At 70.0% G+C, this 21197-nt stretch carries 23 protein-coding genes, 1 tRNA gene and 1 riboswitch; of the genes, 12 read left to right on the top strand and 12 right to left on the bottom strand.

Annotation, left to right across the window (positions count from 1 at the left end):
- The first annotated feature begins 179 nt into the window (after positions 1 to 179).
- The 3 genes from ACIO52_RS09215 to ACIO52_RS09205 all read left to right on the top strand — a co-directional run bounded on the left by ACIO52_RS09215 (position 180) and on the right by ACIO52_RS09205 (position 1790).
- A complete protein-coding gene (locus tag ACIO52_RS09215; protein WP_402642848.1) occupies positions 180 to 1379 on the top strand; it encodes a DNA polymerase III subunit delta' in 1200 nt (399 codons plus the stop codon).
- A 57-nt stretch (positions 1380 to 1436) separates the two neighbouring features.
- Positions 1437 to 1509, top strand: a tRNA-Thr gene (locus tag ACIO52_RS09210).
- 95 nt (positions 1510 to 1604) lie between these two features.
- A complete protein-coding gene (locus ACIO52_RS09205) occupies positions 1605 to 1790 on the top strand; it encodes a hypothetical protein (protein WP_402642846.1) in 186 nt (61 codons plus the stop codon).
- Between the two features lie 6 nt (positions 1791 to 1796).
- Here ACIO52_RS09205 and ACIO52_RS09200 read toward each other — a convergent pair whose 3' ends face one another.
- Positions 1797 to 2675 (bottom strand): hypothetical protein, encoded by an 879-nt coding sequence (locus tag ACIO52_RS09200; RefSeq protein ID WP_402642843.1) that lies wholly within the window; start codon positions 2673 to 2675, stop codon positions 1797 to 1799.
- A 112-nt stretch (positions 2676 to 2787) separates the two neighbouring features.
- Between ACIO52_RS09200 and ACIO52_RS09195 the strand changes: the two genes are divergently transcribed.
- Genes ACIO52_RS09195 through ACIO52_RS09185 form a run of 3 tightly spaced genes read left to right on the top strand, consistent with a single transcriptional unit; the run spans position 2788 to position 5339 of the window.
- Entirely contained in the window at positions 2788 to 3333 is a 546-nt protein-coding gene (locus tag ACIO52_RS09195; RefSeq protein ID WP_402642841.1) for a dihydrofolate reductase family protein, read from the top strand.
- Positions 3334 to 3383: 50 nt separating this feature from the next.
- Positions 3384 to 3965 (top strand): helix-turn-helix transcriptional regulator, encoded by a 582-nt coding sequence (locus ACIO52_RS09190; protein ID WP_218720703.1) that lies wholly within the window; start codon positions 3384 to 3386, stop codon positions 3963 to 3965.
- Positions 3966 to 3974: 9 nt separating this feature from the next.
- Positions 3975 to 5339: an alpha/beta hydrolase family protein gene (locus ACIO52_RS09185; RefSeq protein WP_402642838.1), complete on the top strand. Its 1365-nt coding sequence runs from the start codon at positions 3975 to 3977 to the stop codon at positions 5337 to 5339.
- Positions 5340 to 5388: 49 nt separating this feature from the next.
- On the opposite strand, the gene ACIO52_RS09180 is transcribed toward ACIO52_RS09185, so the two are convergent.
- The 5 genes from ACIO52_RS09180 to ACIO52_RS09160 form a co-directional block, all read right to left on the bottom strand.
- Positions 5389 to 5751 (bottom strand): DUF1036 domain-containing protein, encoded by a 363-nt coding sequence (locus tag ACIO52_RS09180; protein WP_316573348.1) that lies wholly within the window; start codon positions 5749 to 5751, stop codon positions 5389 to 5391.
- Between the two features lie 4 nt (positions 5752 to 5755).
- On the bottom strand, positions 5756 to 5947 hold the full coding sequence (locus tag ACIO52_RS09175) for a hypothetical protein (protein WP_218720706.1): 192 nt from the start codon (positions 5945 to 5947) through the stop codon (positions 5756 to 5758).
- A gap of 43 nt (positions 5948 to 5990) precedes the next feature.
- The gene (locus ACIO52_RS09170; protein ID WP_402642834.1) at positions 5991 to 6296 is read right to left on the bottom strand and encodes a hypothetical protein; all 306 of its coding nucleotides are present in this window, start codon (positions 6294 to 6296) and stop codon (positions 5991 to 5993) included.
- A complete protein-coding gene (locus tag ACIO52_RS09165) occupies positions 6280 to 7185 on the bottom strand; it encodes a peptidase M12 (protein ID WP_218720708.1) in 906 nt (301 codons plus the stop codon). The genes ACIO52_RS09170 and ACIO52_RS09165 overlap by 17 nt, the downstream gene beginning before the upstream one ends.
- A gap of 183 nt (positions 7186 to 7368) precedes the next feature.
- Positions 7369 to 8421: an alpha/beta fold hydrolase gene (locus tag ACIO52_RS09160; RefSeq protein ID WP_218720709.1), complete on the bottom strand. Its 1053-nt coding sequence runs from the start codon at positions 8419 to 8421 to the stop codon at positions 7369 to 7371.
- 208 nt (positions 8422 to 8629) lie between these two features.
- On the opposite strand from ACIO52_RS09160, the gene ACIO52_RS09155 reads away from it, so the two are divergent.
- Both ACIO52_RS09155 and ACIO52_RS09150 read left to right on the top strand, forming a co-directional pair.
- A complete protein-coding gene (locus ACIO52_RS09155; protein ID WP_218720710.1) occupies positions 8630 to 9091 on the top strand; it encodes a DUF2752 domain-containing protein in 462 nt (153 codons plus the stop codon).
- Between the two features lie 38 nt (positions 9092 to 9129).
- Entirely contained in the window at positions 9130 to 9315 is a 186-nt protein-coding gene (locus ACIO52_RS09150) for a hypothetical protein (protein WP_218720711.1), read from the top strand.
- Here the strand turns inward: ACIO52_RS09150 and ACIO52_RS09145 are convergent.
- The 3 genes from ACIO52_RS09145 to ACIO52_RS09135 form a co-directional block, all read right to left on the bottom strand.
- Complete coding sequence (locus ACIO52_RS09145; protein ID WP_218720712.1) at positions 9300 to 10655, bottom strand: M1 family metallopeptidase; 1356 nt, start codon at positions 10653 to 10655, stop codon at positions 9300 to 9302. The two genes, ACIO52_RS09150 and ACIO52_RS09145, sit on opposite strands and share 16 nt — an antisense overlap.
- Positions 10655 to 14581, bottom strand: coding sequence for a Pls/PosA family non-ribosomal peptide synthetase (locus tag ACIO52_RS09140; RefSeq protein ID WP_402643555.1), 3927 nt, complete (start codon positions 14579 to 14581; stop codon positions 10655 to 10657). Before ACIO52_RS09140 ends, ACIO52_RS09145 begins: the two co-directional genes overlap by 1 nt.
- Positions 14582 to 14737: 156 nt before the next feature.
- Entirely contained in the window at positions 14738 to 15172 is a 435-nt protein-coding gene (locus ACIO52_RS09135; protein WP_402642828.1) for a MarR family winged helix-turn-helix transcriptional regulator, read from the bottom strand.
- A gap of 295 nt (positions 15173 to 15467) precedes the next feature.
- Positions 15468 to 15582: riboswitch (SAM riboswitch) on the top strand.
- A 48-nt stretch (positions 15583 to 15630) separates the two neighbouring features.
- Here ACIO52_RS09135 and ACIO52_RS09130 point away from each other — a divergent pair.
- Together ACIO52_RS09130 and ACIO52_RS09125 are read left to right on the top strand one after the other, a co-directional pair.
- Positions 15631 to 16947: an aminotransferase class V-fold PLP-dependent enzyme gene (locus ACIO52_RS09130; RefSeq protein WP_402642825.1), complete on the top strand. Its 1317-nt coding sequence runs from the start codon at positions 15631 to 15633 to the stop codon at positions 16945 to 16947.
- 159 nt (positions 16948 to 17106) lie between these two features.
- A complete protein-coding gene (locus ACIO52_RS09125) occupies positions 17107 to 17625 on the top strand; it encodes an excalibur calcium-binding domain-containing protein (protein ID WP_402642822.1) in 519 nt (172 codons plus the stop codon).
- 37 nt (positions 17626 to 17662) lie between these two features.
- On the opposite strand, the gene ACIO52_RS09120 is transcribed toward ACIO52_RS09125, so the two are convergent.
- Positions 17663 to 18130, bottom strand: a complete 468-nt coding sequence (locus ACIO52_RS09120) for a flavin reductase family protein (RefSeq protein ID WP_255588399.1) — start codon at positions 18128 to 18130, stop codon at positions 17663 to 17665.
- Between the two features lie 93 nt (positions 18131 to 18223).
- Positions 18224 to 18922, bottom strand: a complete 699-nt coding sequence (locus ACIO52_RS09115; protein ID WP_402642819.1) for a DUF998 domain-containing protein — start codon at positions 18920 to 18922, stop codon at positions 18224 to 18226.
- Between the two features lie 39 nt (positions 18923 to 18961).
- Here ACIO52_RS09115 and ACIO52_RS09110 point away from each other — a divergent pair, with 39 nt between their 5' ends.
- The gene (locus ACIO52_RS09110) at positions 18962 to 19666 is read left to right on the top strand and encodes a TetR/AcrR family transcriptional regulator C-terminal domain-containing protein (RefSeq protein WP_316573354.1); all 705 of its coding nucleotides are present in this window, start codon (positions 18962 to 18964) and stop codon (positions 19664 to 19666) included.
- 41 nt (positions 19667 to 19707) lie between these two features.
- Here ACIO52_RS09110 and ACIO52_RS09105 read toward each other — a convergent pair whose 3' ends face one another.
- On the bottom strand, positions 19708 to 20184 hold the full coding sequence (locus ACIO52_RS09105; RefSeq protein WP_402642816.1) for a YbaK/EbsC family protein: 477 nt from the start codon (positions 20182 to 20184) through the stop codon (positions 19708 to 19710).
- A 107-nt stretch (positions 20185 to 20291) separates the two neighbouring features.
- Between ACIO52_RS09105 and ACIO52_RS09100 the strand changes: the two genes are divergently transcribed.
- Positions 20292 to 21113: a crotonase/enoyl-CoA hydratase family protein gene (locus tag ACIO52_RS09100; RefSeq protein WP_218720719.1), complete on the top strand. Its 822-nt coding sequence runs from the start codon at positions 20292 to 20294 to the stop codon at positions 21111 to 21113.
- The last annotated feature ends 84 nt before the right edge of the window (positions 21114 to 21197 follow it).

The raw sequence follows: 21197 nt of genomic DNA, 5'->3' as shown, positions 1-21197 counted from the left end.
GATCAGTCCAGGCGAGCGTCTCGGCCGCGCGGTCGGTCTCTCGGCGCCGCTGTGATGGCACGCGGGTGTTCGTCGCAGCGGCCATGATGGGCGAACAAGCGCTGCCGTGGCGGCCGGTCCGGGCCGCGGCGGTCCGGCCGTCCGGATCGATGTCGGACCACGCGGCTAGGGTGTAGCGCGTGGCAGGTGTCTTCGATCGACTGGTCGGCCAGGACGTGGTCGAGGCCGAACTGACGGCTGCCGCGACGGCGGCCCGCGCGGGCGTCGTGACCGGGGCGATGACGCATTCGTGGCTGTTCACGGGTCCGCCCGGATCCGGTCGGTCGGTCGCCGCGCTGTGCTTCGCCGCCGCCCTGCAATGCACCGACCCCGACGCCGTCGGATGCGGTCGCTGCCATGCGTGCACCACCACGATGGCAGGCACGCACGGTGACGTGCGCCGGATCATTCCCGAGGGCTTGAGCATCAGCACCAAGGAGATGCGCGCGATCGTGCAGATCGCGTCTCGGCGACCGAGCACCGGCCGCTGGCAGATCGTCGTGGTCGAGGACGCCGACCGGCTCACCGAAGGCGCGGCCAACGCCCTGCTGAAGGTCGTCGAGGAGCCGCCGGACCGCACCGTGTTCCTGCTGTGCGCGCCGACCGTCGACCCGGAGGACATCTCCGTCACCCTGCGATCCCGATGCAGGCACGTGCATTTGGTGACCCCGACCGTCCCCGCCATCGCGCAGGTCCTGCGCGAGCGGGATCAGCTCGACGCCGAGACCGCCGAGTGGGCGGCCTCGGTGAGCGGTGGTCATGTCGGCCGGGCACGTCGCCTCGCCACCGACGAGGACGCGCGCAAGCGACGTCAGCGGGCGCTGGCCCTGGTCAGCGCCACCGAACGGCCGGGCGCGGCCTACGCCGCCGCCGACGAGCTGGTGAAGTCGGCCGACGACGAAGCCAAGCAGATGAGCGCCGAACGCGACGACCGCGAACGCGACGAACTCGCCACCGCCATGGGCGCGGGCGGCACCGGCAAGGGCGCCGCCTCGGCCACCCGTGGTTCGGCGGGCGTGCTCAAGGAACTCGAGCGCCGCCAGAAGTCCCGCGCCACCCGCACCGGCCGCGATGCCCTCGACCGCGCCCTCATCGACGTGGCCGGGATGTACCGCGACGCTCTCGCCATGCGCTTCGCCGGCCGCGGGGTCGCCATCACCCTCACCCACCCGGACATGGCGGTGGAGATCACCGACCTCGCCACCAACGTCCGCCCCGAGGGCCTGCTCCGCAGCATCGACGCCGTGCTGGAGTGCCGGGAAGCCCTGGACCTCAACGTGAAACCCCGCTTCGCCGTCGCCGCCATGGTCGCCACCCTCATCGCCGCCCGCTCCACCTGACCACCCGTTTTCGCGTTCCGGCCGTTCCCGCGATAGACTCGCGTCGCCTAACGGCACGCCGCCTTAGCTCAGTCGGTAGAGCGCTTCACTCGTAATGAAAAGGTCGGGGGTTCGATTCCCCCAGGCGGCTCCGAGGTCACAGGCCCTTTCCGGGAATCCGGGAAGGGCCTGTGTGGTTTCTGGCGACGCGGTAGTCACTCGCCGGACGGCCGCTTTCCGGTGGTGATGTACGTCTTCGCGACCCACGCGGCGTCCGGGAACCTGGCGGCCTACGCCGTGTGTATCGAGGACGGGCGGGTCCTGCTCGCGCGGGTCGTGACCGCCGAGGGTATCGGTCTCGCCCTGGCGCGGACGCTGCCGGAGATCGGCCATGTCGCTCCGGTGGCGGTCGGCGGCCTGATTCAGCACTGATCCGGGTCACCCGCCGAGGAGGGTCCAGACCGTGTCGCGTTCCGTGGTGAGGTCGATGGGTGCGCCGGCGAGGGTGGTCAGCAGGGTGGGGAGGGGCCAGGTGGTGAGGTGGCCGTAGCGGGCGGAGTAGATGCCGACATCGGTGAGGCGGTAGGTGTCGGTGTGGTCGAAGAGGGCGTAGCTGATGACCTGGTAGAGGTCGGTGGCGCTGAGGGCGTCGGCGCGGTGGCCGGTGCGCTGGTTCTTCGGGCCGAGGTGGGTTTTGAGGTCGAGGAGCAGGCCGTCGCTGATGATGTCGGCGTCGGCGTTGCACAGCACCGAGGCGTCGAAGGTGGGGCCGGGAACGGTGGGTGGGCGCAGGTGGGGGAGCAGGTGCTCGTCGGCGATGCCGCGCAGTTCCCAGAGTTGGCGGATCGCGTCGGCGGGGGCGAGGGCGAGCAGGCGGTCGACGGTGAAGCGGTCGGTGGTGAGCAGATTCGCCAGCGCGGTATCGCGGCGTAGGCCGCGGCGGTAGACGTCGGTGCACAGGGCCAGGGCCCAGCAGGCGCGGCTGAGCAGGTCGACGTCGACCGCGGACGGGGCGACGGCCGCGCCGGCGGTATCGATCACCGACGCCACGACGGCCGATTCCCGGGGATGGCCGAAGAACCCGAGCAGCGGCAGTACCGGCTCGTGGTCGGGAACCAGCAGGAAGCGCACGGCGAAGTCGAAGGCGGCGCCGAGGGTGGCGGGGTTGGCGCCGCCGGTGTCGACCAGCAGTGGTCCGGCTCCGCGCCGATACTCGGCCTGCACCCCGCGGGTGTGCGGAAACCGCTGGTGCAGGTACTCGCGCAGCGGCGACGACGTGTCGCGCAGCGCGGCGGATAGGTTCGTGTAGACGTACACCGGCCTCCGTCCGACGGCAGAGTCGAGCGCTGCCTCGATGGTGCCACGCCGATGAATTCGCGCTGCTCATGCCGTCTGCATCACCAGGAGTCGTCGAGATCAGGAGGTCGGCATGCGCACACTCGCGATCACCCAGAACAGCACCGCCGACGGTGCGATCGAAATGCTCGGAGACTGGTTCGACCCGCAGGCCGACAACGCCGAACAGCTCGCCGAACTGCACCGGCAGACCGCCGCGTCGGACGCGCTGGTGCTCGGCAGGCGCACCTTCGAGGACTTCCGCGCCTTCTGGCCGGCGCAGACCGATGACCGGACCGGCATCACCGCGTCGCTCAACCGACAGCGCAAATACGTCGTGTCGGCGACCATGACCGAGCCGGGCTGGGAGAACTCCACGGTGCTGGCCGGGGATCCGGTCGCGCGGGTCGCGGCGCTGAAGGAGCAGCCGGGCCGCGACATCGTCGTTACCGGGAGCATTCGGCTCTGTCACGCCCTGATCGGGGCGGGCCTGGTGGACGAGTACCGGTTGTTCGTTTACCCGACGGTGCAGGGCGGCGGTCGTCGGCTGTTCCCCGAGGGGTACGTGGCGGCCCGGTTGCGGCTGGTGGAATCCCGCGTGCTGGACGGCTCGGTCGTCTACTCGCGGTACGCCGCCTAGTTGCACAATTCTCTTTGCACAAGAAATTATGCAAAGAGTACTGTGCATGTATGGCCGACGAGGTACCGCCCAGGGAGATCGCCGATCCCGCCGCGCTGCGCGCGCTGGCGCATCCGCTCCGGCAGCGCATCCTGCGCGCGCTGGCCGAGAAGGGGCCGGCCACCGCGACGGCGCTCGGTGCGCAGTTGGGTCAGAACACCGGGGCGACCAGCTATCACCTGCGTCAGCTGGCCGAGCACGGATTCATCGAGGAGGCGCCCGAGCTGGCGAAGGGGAAGGAGCGGTGGTGGCGCTCGCCGCCGAAGGACCTGCGCTACCGGCTCGACAAGGACCAGCCGCCGGAGCTGCGCGAGCTGCTGGAAGGGCTGGTCGCCCAGCACATCGCCGAGGATGTCGAGCTGTTCGGGCGGTTCCGGGCCGAACGCGCCGAGCTCGGCGACTGGGCCGACACGATGCCGTTCTCGCGCGGCGCGATCTACGCCACTCGCGAGGAACTCGACGCCTTCTGCGAGGAGTACCTCGCGCTGCTCAAACGCTTTCAGGCCACCCATGCCGCGGGCAGGCCCGGCGCGCGCCGGGTGCTGACCCGGTTCATCGCGTTCCCGGCACCGGGGATGACCGACAGCGAGTAGGGATTCACCGTGTTGCTTCGTATCGCACTGCTCGCCACCCTGATCGCGGCCCTCGTCGCAACCGCTCCCACGGCCGCCGCGCAGGACCCCGCCACCACCGATATCACGATCACCCGCTCGGACGGCACCACCACGCCCGGCACCGTCCACGCGCCCGCGGGCGCCACGGGACGGCCGGGCGTCGTGCTGGTGCACGGCTCCGGCACCGCGCCCAGTCCCCAATACGCCCTGGTCGCCGATGCTTTCGCGCGTGCGGGCATCGTCGCGTTGCGCTATGCCAAGCGAGCTGAGGACTACACGCCCGCCCACCGCGACTTCTCCCTGCTCGCCGACGACGCGCTGTCGGGCATCGCCGCGCTGCGGGGCCGGCCCGAGGTCGACCCCGCCCGGGTCGGGCTCTGGGGACTCTCCGAAGGCGGCTGGGTCGCGCCGCTGGCGGCCGCGCGCTCGGCCGACGTCGCGTTCCTGATCACCATCGGCGCCAATTCCGGCGCGCCCGCCGCCCAGCAGACCTGGGCCAACGAGACCAGATTCGCGGCGGCGGGCGTGCGCGGATCGATGATCGAGGTGCTGGCCCGCAACGGAATCCGCCAGCTCGCCGGGGCGGGTCAGTTCGCCCAGGCCGACTACGACCCGGTGCCGGTGCTGGAACGGATCCCGCAGCCGGTACTCGCGATCTGGGGTGACAGGGACCGGCTGACCCCGCCCGGCGACAGCCTGCGCGACTTCCAGGCGGTCTTCGATCGGGTCGGCAAGGTGAACTACACGCTGCGCACACTGCCGAACGCCCAGCACGCCGCCTTCACGACGACCGATGGCTTCGACAAGGGCGCCGGCCTCGCGCCCGGCTACGCCGAGCTCATGGGTGACTGGGTGAACGGGTTGCCGGGATCGGCGCACGCGCAGGCGGATCGACCTGCGGCGCAAGGGCATTCGGTGACGCCGTTGCCGCCCCTGGCGTGGTGGGAGTCCACCGGGGTCCAGTTGGCACTGCTGCTCGGGACCGTTCTCGCGCTCGGCGGGTACGCGGTGACCGGCTTCGCCCGGAGCTGGCGACTGTCCCATGGCCTGCCAGGGCGAATCCTGGTGACGGCGGCGGGGATCGGGATACTCGGCACGATCACCCTGTTCGTGTTCGTTGCCTCGACCAAGGCGACGTCGTTCGGCCCGTTGCTGTTCGGGCGCACCCTGCCCTGGTTGGCGTTGCAGCTGGTCTCGGTGTGCGCGGTGGTGGCGCTCGGCGTCGTCGTGGCGCGGCGGCAACGCCTGCTCGACGGCGTCGGCACGGGCGGCCGGGTCCGCTGGGCGCTGCTGGTCTGCGGCGGTGCCGGATTCACGCTGTGGGCGGTGTACTGGGGGCTGCTGCTGCCCTGAGAAACGCGAAAGGTCCCGACCTGCTGGTCGGGACCTTTCGGATCGGGGTTCAGGGGTTGAGATTCACGGTGTGCGTGTTGTGCAGATTCGAGCCGACGAACACCCGTCTCATGTTCACGATGTCCCACGTGGAGGTTCCGATCAGTAGGCAGGAGTCGAACCGGTCGAAGGGATTGACGTAGACCCGAGGGCCGTTCACGTCACCCCACCACGCGCCGTTGCCCGCTCTGGCGTAGTAGTACGCGGCGTCGTATTTCGTCCAGATCGCGGTCTTCGATTCGCCGGGATTCAGATTCCACCAGCCGTGCGTCGCCCAGCCGCCGTACTGGCCGGGGCAGGAATCCGGGTCCACCTGCATGACCGCGACGGAAACCACCAGGTGGTAGTTGTTGCGAAAAGCCAACCAAGGCATCGGACTACCCCTTCTGCTCGAGTGGTGGGGCCGGCAGACTCGCGGCCTCGTGGAACGGCGCGGCCACACTCGCACCCGCGCTCGCGGGCGTTTCCGGGCGCTCGGCCCGATGATCTTCCGAGGTGTACGCACCCACTTCGCGCACGGCCGGGGCCTGCGCCGCAGCGAGCTGCCCCGTTTGTGGTTCGGCGGTCATGAACTTCACCTTTCTTCTGATTCGGCTACGGCGAGACCGCTTTTCAGCCTCGCTGGACGGTCACCGACAACTCCCGTGGCGTCGCGCCGTGGAAGGGATCGCCGGTCATCAGCAGTACTGTCGAGTCGCCGGGCGTCAGCGCGGCGAGCACCACCACATCCGGCGGACCTTCGGGCGCGAGCACCCGTCCGTCCGGGAGCGGGGTCGCGTCCCGGTAGACACCGAGCACCTCGACCGTCGCGCCCGAGATCGCCCGGGCTCCCGCGGCGGGCAACAGCGCGATGTCGCCGGGCGCGAGCTCCAACCGTTTCCCGATCGGACCAGCGCGCAGATCAACCAGCCGTGGCATGCGCCTGTGCGAGCGCGGATTCCACGCTGACGTCCTCGCCCTCGTCCCAGTCCGCGGTCTCGGTGAAGAACGGCCACAGCGTCGGGTAGATGGAACGGGCGAACACGCGATCGGCGGCATTGATGTCCAGGCCACCGCGAATCGGCTGCCCGTCGGTGGTGATCGTGCCGGGCAGCTGGTAGCACATGATCGAGTCCTGGTCGGCGTTCGGCGTGGCCATGATCGAGCGTTCGTCCAGCGGGGTCAGGACATTCGAGCGCGTCTGCTGCTCGCTCCACCCGTAGGTGTCACGGAAGTGCGCGATCGTCTTGGCGACGTCGAGCCTGCCGATCAGCGCGCGGCGCAGATGCTCGTGCGGGAAGCCGAGGGTGTGGCCGGTCTCGTGGCGCACGACCCGCTTGTACTCGCTCTCCGGCGTGGCCATCGTGAAGCCCTGCAGGTTCATCGTGGGGCGGTGCTGCGGGATCAGCAGGACGTCGGTGCCGAGATAGGACCAATAGCCCTGGCCGGAGCGGGAAATGCGCACCTGACCGGTGCCGTTCGTCAACACGAAGGTGACGCCGATGCCCCAGGCGTTCATATGGGTGAGAATGCGCTGTTTCAGGTCGCTGGCCGTCGCCTCCATGAAGCTGACCGACAGGGTGCGGCGCTGCATGCCCCAGTACTTCGAGGTGAGCACCGCCAGTTCGGCGACCTGCGGCAGGCCGCCCTCGGTGGCCGCGCTCTGGGTGAGCGGCGCGTTCACCGGATTGAGCAGCGTGGCGACTTCGGCCGCCCGCTCCAGCAGGCGGGTCGGCAGCGCGGGGATCACGCAGCCGGGCTCCTCGACCGGGGCGGGTTCTTCGTGGTGACCGTTGCCGTGCGGCTCCTGGTCGGGGGGTGTACGCATCGGATCCTCCTCATCGAAACAACCGTGGGGTTGTGACTGTGGCACGGAGAATCGGTGCGGGTCCCGCGTAGTCGACTACTCGATCCGGGCTCGAAAAAGGCCCCCGACCTGGTGGTCGGGGGCCATTCTTCGAGTTTCTCCCGAGTCGAGCGCCGTTGACCGGCTCAGGAGAACCGACTCGGGTCAGCGGGCGGCGACGTTGCGGCGGGTGGCCCGAGAGTTGGTGGCCGACAGCATGATCTGACGCAGGATCGCGTCGAAGGCGGCGGTGTCCTCGATATTGCTGAGGTGCCCGTGCGGCAGCACGTGGAAATCGGCCAGGTGGCCGGTGCGGCGCAGGATGTCGACGATCGAGCGGGACATGCGCTGCGGGAGCAGCCGGTCCTGCGCGCCGGCCAGGACCGTGGTCGGCACGGTCAGGTTGGCGGTGCCTGCCGACAGGTCCATGTCGGCCATCGCGGCGGCGTGACGGCCACGCGCGAGCGGACGGCAGGAGCGGATGATGCCGACCGCGAAGTCGATCTCCTCGGCGGTGGCCTCGGGGGTGAGGATGCGGTAGCGGAACAGCTGCTCGGTGAACCAGCCGCCGGGGATCGGCAGCGGCGCGAACAGCAGCGACTCGCTGACCGGCTGCGGCATGCGCACCGGCGCGCCGAGGACGGTGACCGGGTACTCGGCGACGGTGAGCTGCTTGTTGAGCACCGGCAGCAGATCGGTTTCCCAGCGGATGTCGCCGTTGGCGGTATTGGCCAGCAGCACGGCGGCGGCGCGCTCGGACACCTGCTCGGGGTGATGCTTGGCCCAGGCCTGGATGGTGAGACCACCCATGCTGTGCCCGGCCAGAACCGCCTGCTCGCCCGGGCGCAGCGTCGCGTCCAGGACGGCGGCGAGGTCGCCGGCCAGGGTGTGCTCGCTGGGGGCGACGGTGCCGAGGGTGGACTCGCCGTGCCCGCGCTGGTCGTAGCTGACCACGCGGTACTCACCGGCGAAGGCGGTGATCTGCGGGTTCCAGTATTCGATGCTGCAGGCCCAGCCGTGGATGAGGACCAGGGTGGGCGCGGTCTCGGGGCCGTAGACGTGGACCCGGAGGTCGGCGCCGTCCGCGGTGGTCACCGGGACGACCTGGTGGGCCACGGTGGGGGCGTTGAGTTTCGCTGTCGCGAAGCTCCGGGTACGCAGCCCGGCACGGAACTGTGCGGTGAGTACGCCTACCGTCATCATCGACTTTGCAAGCATGTCGGCACTCCTTTGTGTCGTAGGCCACCGTACAGTGCGAGCTGGGGTGCTAGCTAGTGTTAGCGGGTCACAGTGTCCCATTTGTTGTGAACTGGGTCACCAGCCGCGCCGTCATTGTGAAATCGCCCGAGATCGCCGGAAAATTACAGCGTGGCAGCGCGATCCGGGCATGCTGGCGGCCCCGGGCGGGCGCGGCTACCGTAGGAGCGTGGACAGCACGCCCGTCATGGCCGATTTCTCCGGCGCCCCGCACCGGGAACCGGCACGCCCGGCCTGGCAGCGTTTCGCCCCGCCGCTGATCGCGGCCGGACTCGGCGTCGGCACGCTCGCGCTGCTGCATTTCCGCGATCCGCACGTCGAGGGTTCCTACGGGCTGTGCCCGGTGTACGCGCTGCTCGGGGTGTACTGCCCCGGGTGCGGCGGGATGCGGGCGATGCACAATCTCACCGACGGCCGGATCATCGATTCACTGCACAGCAATCTGCTGGTGTTGCCGCTGGTCGTCGCGTTCGCGGTGTTCGTCGTCGACTGGCTGTTGCGCGCCCGGCGCGGACAACGCTGGCGCGTACCCGGGCTGAGTCCGGTGCTGGTGTGGTCGTTCTTCGGTCTGCTCGCCGTCTATACCGTCCTGCGCAACACGCCGTGGGGAACCTGGCTCACCCCCGTTTGATACTGGTGCGCGCGCGGATCGGCGGGCAATCTGGAGGCATGCGCGATTCACTGAAGGATCGAGTCCGACAGAAGTTGATGCGTCAGCTCGCCGAGGACGGCCCCGACCCCGAACGCGACGACTCCCGCAGCATCTCGGTGGCCGACGATCTCGAGGCGCTGGAGATGGTGCCGTCCGACGATCCGCTCGTCGAGGAACTCGCGCAGCGTTACCTGGTCTTCTGATGCGCTTGGCCGCCCAGCGGCGGTAGCTGCGGCAGCGGTTTCGTGCCGAGCCAGACCGCGAACAGCGGACGCAGCGGCGACACGCTGTAATGGCCTGCCAGATCCACGAATTCCTCGGTGGTCACCGAGGCGTGGCGATAGCGCGCGGTCCATTCCCGGATGAGTTCGAAGAACAGGTGGTCGCGCAGTTCCAGCCGCAGCGCGTGCAGGGTGAGCGCGCCGCGCTTGTAGACCCGGTCGTCGAACATGTCCTTGGGGCCGGGATCGCCGACGATGATGTCCTGCGGCTGACGGGCCAGGTTCGCGCGCGCCGCCCTGGCCAGCTGGTCCGCGGTCGGGCCGCCCGCGGCCTCCGACCAGATCCACTCGGCGTAACAGGCGAAGCCCTCGTGCAGCCAGATGTCACGCCACTGCTTCAGTGTCAGGCTGTTGCCGAACCACTGGTGGGCCAGCTCGTGCGCGACCAGCCGCTCCGACCCGCGCTTGCCGTCGCAGTGATTGGCGCCGAACACCGAGATGCCCTGTGCCTCGATCGGGATGTCGAGCTCGTCGTCGGTGACGACCACGGTGTAGTTCTCGAACGGGTACGGGCCGAACTTCTCGGTGAACAGCGCCATCATCTCGGGCTGCCGGGCGAAGTCGTGGTCGAAGTTGGCGCGCAGCCGCTGCGGGATGACGGCCTGCATCGGCACCGGCTCCCCGGGCGCGCCGATCCGGTGCTTGCGGTAGGCGCCGATCTGGATGGTCGCCAGGTAGCTGGCCATCGGCTCGGGCGCCTCGTACACCCAGGTGGTCTGGCTGGCCTTGGCCTGCTTGCGGACCAGGGTGCCGTTGGCGAGGGCGTAGAACGGGCTGTCGGTGGTGATCGAGATCCGGTAGGACGCTTTGGAACTCGGGTGGTCGTCACACGGGAACCAGGAGGCGGCGCCGTTGGGCTGACTGGCCACCAGCGCGCCCTCGGTGAGTTCCTCCCAGCCGACCTCGCCCCACGGCCCGCGTACCGGTCGGGGCGTGCCCGCGTACTGGACGGTGATCTCCAGGACGCCGCCCGCCGGGATCTTCTGCTGCGGGGTGAGCGCCAGCTTGCCCTGCTGATGACTGAACTTCGCGGCCTTGGCCCCGTTGACGAACACCTTCGACACCGTCAGCGCCTGCGACAGATCGAGGGTGAACCAGGGCCGCACCGCGGTGGTGACCGCGATGATCACCGCGCGCCCGGTCAGTCGATTGCTGGCGGGCCGGTAGCCGAGCTCTAGTTCGTACCTGGACACGCGGTAGCCGCGATTGCCGTTCTGCGGCAGGTAGGCGTCGATCGGTTCCTCGTAGAACTTGCTCCGCATCAGGCGGCTCCGCGCTGCCTCGACTCCGACGTCGAGGCGGTACCGGTCCACGGCGAGATGGGGTTGCCCCACCAGCGGGTCGACGGCGGGACCACGTCGCCGCGCATCACCAGGGACGCCGGTCCGATGGTGGCGCCCGCGCCGATGTGGGCGGCGGGCAGGGCGACGCAGTGCGGGCCGAGAGTGGCGCCCGCGTCCAGTGTCACCGTGTCCATGGACATGATGCGGTCGTGGAACAGATGGGTCTGCACCACACAGCCGCGTTCCACGGTCGCGCCGTCACCGAGTGTCACGAGGTCTGCCTCCGGAAGCCAATAGGACTCGCACCATACCCCGCGGCCGATCTTGGCACCGAGTCCGCGAAGCCACAGATTCATCACGGGAGTACCCGTGGCGGCGCGGGCGAACCAGGGTGCGGCGACGGTCTCGACGAAGGCGTCGGAGACCTCGTTGCGCCACACGAACGAACTCCACAGCGGATGCTCCACGGCCCGAATCCGCCCGACCAGCAACCACTTCGCGGCCACCGCGATGGCACCGGCCACCGCGCCGGCGGCCATCAGGACCAGGCCGGACAGCAGCGCCGCGACCAGGTAGTCGGAATGCTGGGCGATCAGGGCCAGCACGAACAGCACGCCGAGGCCGATGGCGAAGGTCACCATCACCGGGATCAAGCGGCAGGTCTCGACGATCGCCCTGGCCATCTTCAGCCGCAGCGGCGGATCGAAAGTGCGTGAGGTGTCGCTGGATTCGGCGGCCCGGCGTAGTCGCACCGGCGGGCTGCCCAGCCATGACGAGCCTGCCTTGGCCTTGCTCGGCGCGGCCGAGAGCACCGCCACCAGGCCGTTCTTGGGCACCCGCCGACCGACCGCGGTCATGCCGGAGTTGCCGAGGAAGGCGCGCTTGCCGACCTTGGCCTCGCCGATGCGCAGCCAGCCGCCGCCGAGTTCGTAGCTGGCGATCATGGTGTCGTCGGCCAGGAAGGCGCCGTCGGCGACCACGGTGAACTTGGGCAGCAGCAGCACCGTCGACGCCTCGACGTTCTTGCCGATCCGCGCGCCGAGCAGACGCAACCACAGCGGGGTCAGCAGGCTGGCGTAGAGCGGGAACAGGAAGGTGCGGGCCGAATCGAGCAGGCGTTCGGTGGCCCACACCTGCCACCCGGTCCGGCTGCGCACCGGGTGGTAGCCCTCGCGCAGGCCGATGCCGAGCAGGCGCACGGCGATCACGGTCGCGGCGGCGTAGACGGCGAGGCTGAGCAGGGTGGCCACCGGCAGGATGGCGAAACCGCGCAGCGCGGCGGCGCCGATGGTGGTCTCCTCGCGGACCCACCAGGCGATGAAGGTGCCGCCGACGGCCAGGCCGAGCACGGGCATCGCGGCCAGCGCCATCGAGGACAGGCCGAAGACGATCAGCCAGTGCCTGGCGCGTTCGGGGGAGTGATCGGGCCAGCGGCGTGGTGCCTTGCCCGCCTTCGTCGCGGGCGAACCCGCCCATTCCTGTTCGGCCTTGACCTTGCCCGATACCGCGGAACCGGGGGCGATCTCGGCCTTCTTGCCGATCTTGGTGCCGGGCAGCAGGATCGAGCGCGCGCCGATCACCGCGCCGTCCCCGATGGTGATGCCACCGATGTGCACGACGTCGCCGTCGACCCAGTAGCCGGACAGATCCACCTCGGGTTCGACGCTGGCGCCGTCGCCGAGTTCGAGCATGCCGGTGACCGGCGGCAGGGTGTGCAGGTCGACGCCCTTGCCGATCTTGGCGCCCAGTGCCCGCGCGAACGGCACCATCAGCGGTGCGCCGGAAAGGCTTTCGGCGCCACTGGCCTCCGACAGGCGTACGGCCGCCCACAGGCGCAGATGCACCCAGGAGCCGCGCGGATAGGTGCCGGGGCGCAGGCCCGCCAGCAGCACGCGCGCGCCTGCTACGCACAGCGTCATCCGGCCCAGCGGCGAGATGAACAGCACGAATGCCAGCACGATCCACCACCAGGACAGCCGCGGCAGCCACGGCAGCGAGGCGGACCAGCCCGCGATCGCCGACACCGCGGCCAGCCAGGTGACCCACTGCAAGCCGGTGAGGGTGGTCAGCGGGAGGGTGGCCAGCACCTGGGTGATCTGCGCGCGCAACGGCGTCGGCGCGACGACGCGCACGTCGACGGCCGCGACCGGCGCGCTCCCGTCGAGCAGTTCGACGAGCGAGCCAAGGCGCGGATGGTCGTAGAGATCGGCGACGGTGACGTGCGGATACCGCTCGCGCAACGCGCCGACCAGCTGGGCCGCCGCCAGCGAGCCGCCGCCCAGGTCGAAGAAGTCGGCGTCGAGATCGGCGGCCTCGGCGCCGAGGATGGCGTCCCACAGCCCGGCCACCCAGGCCGCCGTGCCCGCGAGACCGGACGGGGCCGGTTCCTCGGTGCTCGGCAGCGGCCAGGGCAGCGCGTCGCGGTCGACCTTGCCCGAGGTGCGGGTCGGCAGGTCGGGCACGACCGCGAGGCGGGGCACCAGCGGGGCCGGAAGCTGTTCGGCCAGAATCTCTCTGGCCTTCTTGACGTCGAAGTCGGGGCCGGCGCCGGTGAGGTAGCCGACCAGGATCTTGTTGCCCGCCTTGGTGGTCCGGATGGCGGCGGCAGCGCCGCTGACCCCGGGCAGATGCTGGAGGGCGTTGTCGATCTCGCCCAGCTCGATGCGGCGGCCGCCGATCTTGATCTGGTCGTCGGCCCGGCCGAGGAAGATCAGACCCTGGTGATCGTTGCGAACCAGATCACCACTGCGATAGGCGCGTTCCCAGCCCAGCGAAGGCAGCGGGGCGTACTTCTCGGCGTCCTTGGCCGGGTCCAGGTAGCGGGCCAGGCCGACGCCGCCGATGACGAGTTCGCCGGTCTCGCCCTCGGGCACGGGATTGCCCTGCGGGTCGACGACCGTCAGGTCCCAGCCGTCCAGCGGCAGCCCGATGCGGATCGGCATGCCGCCGTCGAGCAGCGCGGCGCAGGCGACGACCGTGGCCTCGGTGGGGCCGTAGGTGTTCCACACCTCGCGATCGGCGCCGCCGGCGAGCCGTTCGGCCAGCTCCGGCGGGACGGCCTCGCCGCCGAAGATCAGCAGGCGCACCGAGTCCAGCGCCTCGGCGGGCCAGGTGGCGGCCAGTGTCGGCACGGTGGAGACGATGCTGATCTCGCGGCGCATCAGCCACGGGCCCAGGTCGGCGCCGGTGCGGACCAGGTCGCGCGGGGCGGGGACCAGGCAGGCGCCGTGGCGCCAGGCCAGCCACATCTCCTCGCAGGAGGCGTCGAAGGCGACCGACAGCCCGGCCAGCACCCGGTCGCCGGGGCCGATCGGGGCGCGCTGCAGGAACAGTCGGGCCTCGGCGTCGACGAAGGCGGCGGCATTGCGGTGGGTGACCGCGACGCCCTTCGGGGTGCCGGTCGAGCCGGAGGTGAAGATGATCCAGGCGTCGTCGGCGGGAGTCGGCAGTGTGTTCCAGTCCGAGGCGGGCGTGCGGCCCGCGGCGGCGGTGGCCGACTCGATGCCCGCGGCCGTGGCCAGCGCGCTCACCCTGGCCTCGCCGAAGACCAGCCGGGCCCGCTCCTCCGGGTCGTCGGCGTCGACGGGAACGTAGGCGGCGCCGCAGTAGAGGACGGCCAGGATCGTGACGTACAGCGCGGCGCTGCCCGAGGGCATCCGCACGCCGACCCGGTCGCCGGGGCGCACCCCCGCGGCGGTCAGCTCGGTCATCCTGGCCTCGATCGCGGCGATCAGCTCCATGTAGCTGAGCACGACGGTGCCGTCGTCGATCGCCGGTGCGTCGGGGTGGGCCAGGGCGGTGCTGGTCAGGATGTCTACCAGGGTGCGCGGCGGCGCGGCCAGATCGGCGCGCAGGAGTGGATCACGCAACCGGCTCGCCGGGTCCTCAGTGCGTGGCTCGAGCATGGCGCTCAGTCCACCTCTCATCGGTCGACCCCCATCGGTGGTGTTTGTTGTTTCACGGGCGGGTTACCGGAGGGCAAACGGGATGGTCACCAGATGCCAACGGTACTCGGAGAAGGTGTGGCCGGACGGCAGCGCGAGGCGTGCCGCCGGCGCCGATCACAACGGCGAATCCGGTGATTCGCCGAGCGCGGTCAGCGTCAGCCGGTGCAGGGTGCGCTGTTCCTCGGGATCGAGCCGCTCCAGCACGCGCGCGGTGGCGTCGGCGATGAGGCGGTCGGTGCGCTTGCACTGCTTGCGCCCGGCGTCGGTGATCCGCAGCCGGTATTTGCGGCGGTCCTTGCCGTCGCGGGTGCGTTCGACCAGGCCGGCGCGTTCCAGCGCGTCGATCAGCCGGACGACTTCGCTGCGGTCGATGCCGAGGGCGTCGCCGACCTTCTTCTGCGTCAGGTCGGCGTTCTCCTCGATGAAGGTGAGCACCCAGTGATCGCGCAGCGGGACGTCGATCTCGGCGTGCAGTGCCTTGGTGAGCCGTCCGAGCGCGTACACCGGATAGCGCGGCAGGCCGCGGACGGGGTTCGAGTTCGTGGACATGATCGGCAACCCTAACAGATAGTGGGGGAACTCAATCATTTGGGTCATCCATCATGGATGAGGCAGATTGTTGGGCGATTCGCGGGCGGGCGGCAATCCGGCGGCAATCGGGTCTCGGCCGGGATGTCCGATTCCTTTGTGGCCGTGAGGATTACCTTTCGGGTGTCGGAACCGGTCACGGCGCGGGTCGGTGGGGTGGGTCGTCGCCGTCGCGAGCGCGGCGGGTGTCACCGGTTCCGACGGGCCGATCGTGGGTGGTTGACAGCTCGCCGGATCGTCTGCCACTCTCGAAACAGGTCACGAGTACCAGCGACAAGCCCCGGCTAGCTGGTCGGCAACCCTCCTCCGCGGTGGGGTGCTCCGGGTGACGACCAGGCCGCCGTCCGCAGTGGGCGCGGCAAGCGCGGACTCGCAGCACCCTTTTCGGGAACGAGTCCCTGAGCCGACGGGATTTCGTCATGACCGCAGTAATCGACCCCACCTGTGCCCTGGCCACCGTCTCCGGTGCGGACCTGCGGGTTCCGCTCGTGCAGGGCGGGACCAAGGACTACGCCAACTTCGACTACGCCGCGAGCGCACCGGCCTTGCAGCAGGTCACCGACCGGATTTCCAAGCTGCTGCCGTACTACGCCAGCGTGCATCGCGGCGCCGGATACGCCTCGCGGATCTCCACCGAGTGCTACGAGGCTTCCCGTGGCGCGGTCGCCCGGTTCCTCGACGCCGCCGACGACCAGGTCGTCGTGTTCACCCGCAACACCACCGATTCGCTGAACCTGCTGGCCGGCTGCGTGCCCGGCGAGACCGTGGTGCTCGATATCGAGCACCACGCGAACTTCCTGCCGTGGACCGCGCACGGGCGCCGGGTCGTGCGGGCCGCCGATACCGTCGAGGAGACGATTCGCCGGGTCGTCGCCGAATTGTGCAGCAAGCCCGCCGCTTTGCTCGCGGTGACCGGCGCCTCCAACGTCACCGGTGAGGTGCTGCCGCTGGAGCGGCTGGCGACCATCGCCCACCTGTGCGGCGCGCGGATTCTCGTCGACGCGGCGCAGCTGGCGCCGCATCGCCGGATCTCCCTGCGCGAGACCGGCGTCGACTACCTCGCCTTCTCCGGGCACAAGCTGTACGCGCCGTTCGGCGCCGGTGTGCTGGTCGGTCGGCGGGACTGGCTCGACGCCGGCGAGCCGCACCTGGCCGGTGGTGGCGCGGTGCGCGAAGTCGGTGTCGCGCAGGTCGACTGGGCCGCGGCGCCGCAGCGGCACGAGGCCGGTTCGCCGAATGTGCTCGGCGCGGCCGCCATCGCCGCCGCCTGCGACGCGCTCGCCGCGATCGATCCGGAGGAGCTCGTCGCCCACGAGCGGTTCCTGGCCGACCGGTTGCGCGACGGGCTGGGTGCGATCCCGGGCGTCGAGCTGGTCCGCATCTGGTCCGACAGCCCGGACTGTGTCGGCATCGTCGCCTTCACCGTGGCCGGCTATGCCCCCGGCGAGGTCGCCGCCTACCTCTCCGCTGAACACGCCATCGGTGTCCGCGACGGCCGCTTCTGTGCCCACCCCCTCCTCGCGGCCCTCGGCCTCGACGCCGCCCTGCGCGCCAGCATCGGCCTCGGCACCGCCGCCGACGACGTGGACCGCTTGATCACCGCCGTCGCCACCCTCGTCGAATCCGGCCCCACCTGGACCTACGCCGCCACCGACGGCCTCTGGAACCCCACTCCCGAAACCCGCCCCCTCTCCGGCGACGCCCTCACCGGCGCCGCCCCCTGCCTCATCGGCTGAGCCGCCACGGTGCGGTCGGACGTGCGTGTCCGGCCGCACCGCTCTGTCCCCATCGGGAATGTTTGACGCGCCGAGGAATTGGGTAACAGGCCGCCGGCAGGTCGCGATGAGCCCCGAAGGCAGTGTTCAGACACCTAAGGGGAGATAGTGACTCGACCGATGCAGCCGGCCGATCCGTGGGCTCGTCCACCACGGCCGCAGGACAAGAAGCGCCGCTGGCCCTGGGTGGCCGGGATCGGAGTCGCCGGCGTCGTCGGTCTAGCCGCGATCGGCGGTCTTGTCGACGACGGGTCCGATCCGGCGGCGGTGCCCTCGACGACGTCGACCATTCGCCCCAGCGCATCCTCGACCACTATCAGCTCGACGACGACCTCTCCCTCGACGACGACCGTCGCACCGACGACCACCGTCGAAATGCCGGTGCCTCCAATCGTGCCGACGACCACCCCCGGCCTGCCCCTGCCCCCGGTGATCCCTTCCACGAGGACTCCCACGATGCCGGTTCCGGCGCCGCGCGTTGATGTTCCCGAACCGGAAGCGCCACCCACACCCAGCACCTACTACAAGAACTGCGCTGCCGCGCGCGCCGCGGGCGCGGCGCCGCTCCACCGTGGCGAGCCCGGCTACAGATCCGGCCTGGACGCCGACGGTGACGGTATCGCTTGCGACAGGGGCTGACCTGCCGATCGGCGCCCCGGCTCGCGCAGCGGCGCTGTCAGGTGTCGAGGGCGGTGGGGCGGTGGTATCTGCCGTTGTAGTAGAGGAGGGGGGCGGCGGACGGGGATTCCCTGGTGTCGTCGTGGACTCGGGTGACCAGGCCTACGGCGAGGGTGTGGTCGCCGATGTCGATGAGTTGGTGGAGGGTGGCGCGGAGCCAGATGGGGGTGCCGTGCAGGACCGGTTCGCCGGTGTCGAGGGTGGTCCACAGGGAGCGGTCGGTGAAGCGGTCGGCGGCGGTGCGGGAGAAACGGTGGGCCAGGTGGTGCTGGTGTTCGCCGAGGAAGTGGATGACGACCGAGTCGGCCGCGCGCAGGGCCTCGATGCTCGAAGACGTGTGGGCGATGTTGAACGACACCAGCGGCGGTTCCAGCGACAGTGAGGCGAAGGACGTCGCCGTGAAGCCGACGGGGCCCGAGTCCGCTCCGATCGTCACCACGGTGACGCCGGCCGGATAGTGCCGCATCGAGGCCCGATACTGCTCAGCGGTGATCCCGCTCAGATCATCGGGGACGACCAGTTCGGCCGGAATACGTCGCGCATCACCCACCGCCCCAAACTACGCCTGCGGCGCGACCGCACCCATCGCCCGGTCGTCGCGCTGTGCGCCGACCGCGCCGGCCTTGTCTTCGGTGAGCACGCGAAACGCGAACACGACCTGCCATAACCCGATGAACAGGGTGGGCAGCCGTTCATAGAGCCCGGCGGAGGAATCCGCACCCGCCACGGTGCTTTCGAACGCAACGAAGAACGCGCCGACTGCCGCCAGCGACAGGACGCCGGTGGCGACCGAGAAGGCTGCCCAGCCGCGGAAGGGGCGACCCGCGGCGGCGAACGCGGCTACCGGGAACGCCAGGAAAACCACCAGCGCGCCCATGCTGTGCACCGTGCCGATCGCGGTGACGGCGTCGGATTCACCGGCGGGGAATCCGAGCGCAGGGTCGGTGGGGGCAACGCCGATCAGGACCAGCCCCGCTCCCGCGACGAGCAGCGACACATATCCCGAAGTCCGGATGGCCGCCGAACGCCGGAGCGCCTCGGCGAAGCACAGGGTCAGCACGCCGTAGACGACGAAGTTCGCGATTTGTATCCAGCCGTGCCGGCCAAGGCTGAGCGTGCTGATGGTGTCGTGCGAGGAGTCGTAGTCCGGCTGCACCGCACCGTTGACGAGATAGGTCAGGACGAAGAGAACGGGACCGGTCGCACCCGCCGCCACCATGGCATGCGTACAACGTATACTCATGTGTACAACGTACACGGATTGTGCGTACGTAGTACACACGAGAGAGAATCAGGCGTGACATTCCTCTGGGAACGGCTTGCGCAGGCCACCGGCGCACCGGGTAAGGCTCTGTCCGCTCAGCGCATCGCCGCGACGGCGGTGGCCGTTGCCGACGCCGACGGACTCGACGCGATCACCATGCGCCGCCTCGCCGCCGAGCTGGGCGTCGCGCCCATGGCCGCCTACCGCCACGTGGCGAACAAGGACGAGGTGCTGGAACTGATGGTCGACCTCGTCTACGGCGAGATCGACCTGTCCGCCGGGATCGACTGGCGCACGACCCTGCGCGAGATGGCACTGGCTGTCCGCGCTCTGATCCTGCGCCACCCGTGGCTCACCCGCCTGTCGGCCCCGCAGATGGTCTACGAGCTGACACCGCATCGCATGGCGCTGACGGAACTGGCTCTCGCCGCACTCCACGACGACCTCGGCCTCGACCTCGATACCGCGATGGCGGCCTGTCGCACCGTCTCCATGTATGTCCAGGGCGCGACCAGCGCCGAAATCGGTCTGCGCGACCTCATGGACGATCGCGGCTGGACCACCGGCGCGGATGCCCGCGCGGGTCTCGCCACACACCTGCGGTGGCTTCTCGACACCGGCCGCTATCCGACCTTCCAGCGTTACGCCCAGGCGGCGGACCGCAAAGACGACCTGCGATGGCAGTTCGAAACCGGTCTCGATCAGGTCCTCGACGGAATCGGCTGCGCCGCACACTGAATCGCCGAACCGATTCACCGGCGTGGCAAAGCGCCTCGGACTCAGTCGACCTCGATCGGCAACCCGGCGGTGATCCGGACGAGTTCGCGGAAGTTGGTGCGGAACACCGTGTTCGGATGTCCACCCGCGGCCCACACCTCGGTGTGCTCGGCCAGGGCGGTGTCGACCCAGGTGGGCAGATTGGTGGGATGGCCGACGGGGGCGGTGCCGTCGATCGGCTGGCCGGTGACGCGCTCGACCAGGGCGATGGGCGCCGGGGTGAGCCTGCCCTCCAGGCGTTTGCCGGTCCGCGTCAGATCGACCTGATGGTGGTCGGCGACCAGCAACAGGACGGGGTCGTCGTCGAGCAGGAAGACCTGCGAGGTGGTGATCGCGGTGGGCGGGGCGCCCAGAGCGCGGGCGGCATCGGCCGCGGTGGCAGCGGGCGTCTCGGGCGAAACGATGACGCCGTGATGCCCGCGGGCGATGAGCGTATCGGCGACGCGGCATGCGACCGCCGGTAGAGACGACCTGCGCATGAAATCCAGAGTAGGACGATTGCGGGAAATATGCCGGGGGAGCGGGATTTTGGGGTTCATCCCAGGGGCTGCGCACATCCCTGGCGGCGCGCCAATAGACTCGGTCCATGACTGAATGGCAGGCCTTCACCGTCGAGATCGCCGACCACGTTGCCCAGGTCACACTGACCGGGCCGGGTAAGGGCAACGCGATGGGACCCGATTTCTGGCGTGAGCTGCCGGAGATCTTCCGCGAGCTCGACGCCGACCCGCAGGTGCGGGCCGTGGTGCTCACCGGCGCGGGCAAGCACTTCTCCTTCGGGCTCGACCTGGCGGCGATGGGCGGCATGCTCGCCCCGGTGCTGGCCGACGACGCCAAGGCCGCGCCGCGCACCGAGTTCCTCAAGGTCGTGCGCGGTATGCAGGACTCGGTGACCGCGGTCGCCGAGTGCACCAAGCCGGTGATCGCGGCCGTGTCCGGCTGGTGCATCGGTGGTGGCCTCGACCTGATCGCGGCCGCCGACATCCGGCTGGCCAGCGAGGACGCCAAGTTCAGCCTGCGGGAGGCGAAGGTCGCGATCGTCGCCGACATCGGCTCGCTGCAGCGTCTGCCCGGCATCATCGGCGAGGGCAACCTGCGCGAGCTCGCGTACACCGCCAAGGACATCGACGCCGCGCGCGCCGAGCGGATCGGCCTGGTCAACGAGGTGTTCGCCGATCAGGAGGCCGTCGTCGCGGCCGCGCACGCGATGGCCCGCGAGATCGCCGACAACCCGCCGCTGGTGGTGCAGGGCATCAAGGACGTGCTCGAGCACCGGACCGCTCCGGCGGTGGCCGACGGCCTGCGCTACGTGTCGACCTGGAACGCGGCGTTCCTGCCGTCCAAGGACCTCACCGAGGCGATCACGGCGGTGTTCCAGAAGCGCGCGCCGGAGTTCAAGGGCGAGTAAAGGCAGTATAAACGGTTGCCCCGGCGACCGTTCTGTCTACATACTTGCATCACACAACTAATTGATTGATGCAAGTAAAGGTGA

Origin of the sequence: Nocardia sp. NPDC087230, from assembly GCF_044744725.1 — a bacterium.
GTDB classification, from domain to species: Bacteria; Actinomycetota; Actinomycetes; order Mycobacteriales; family Mycobacteriaceae; genus Nocardia; species Nocardia canadensis.
This window is presented reverse-complemented; position numbering and strand designations above follow the sequence as displayed.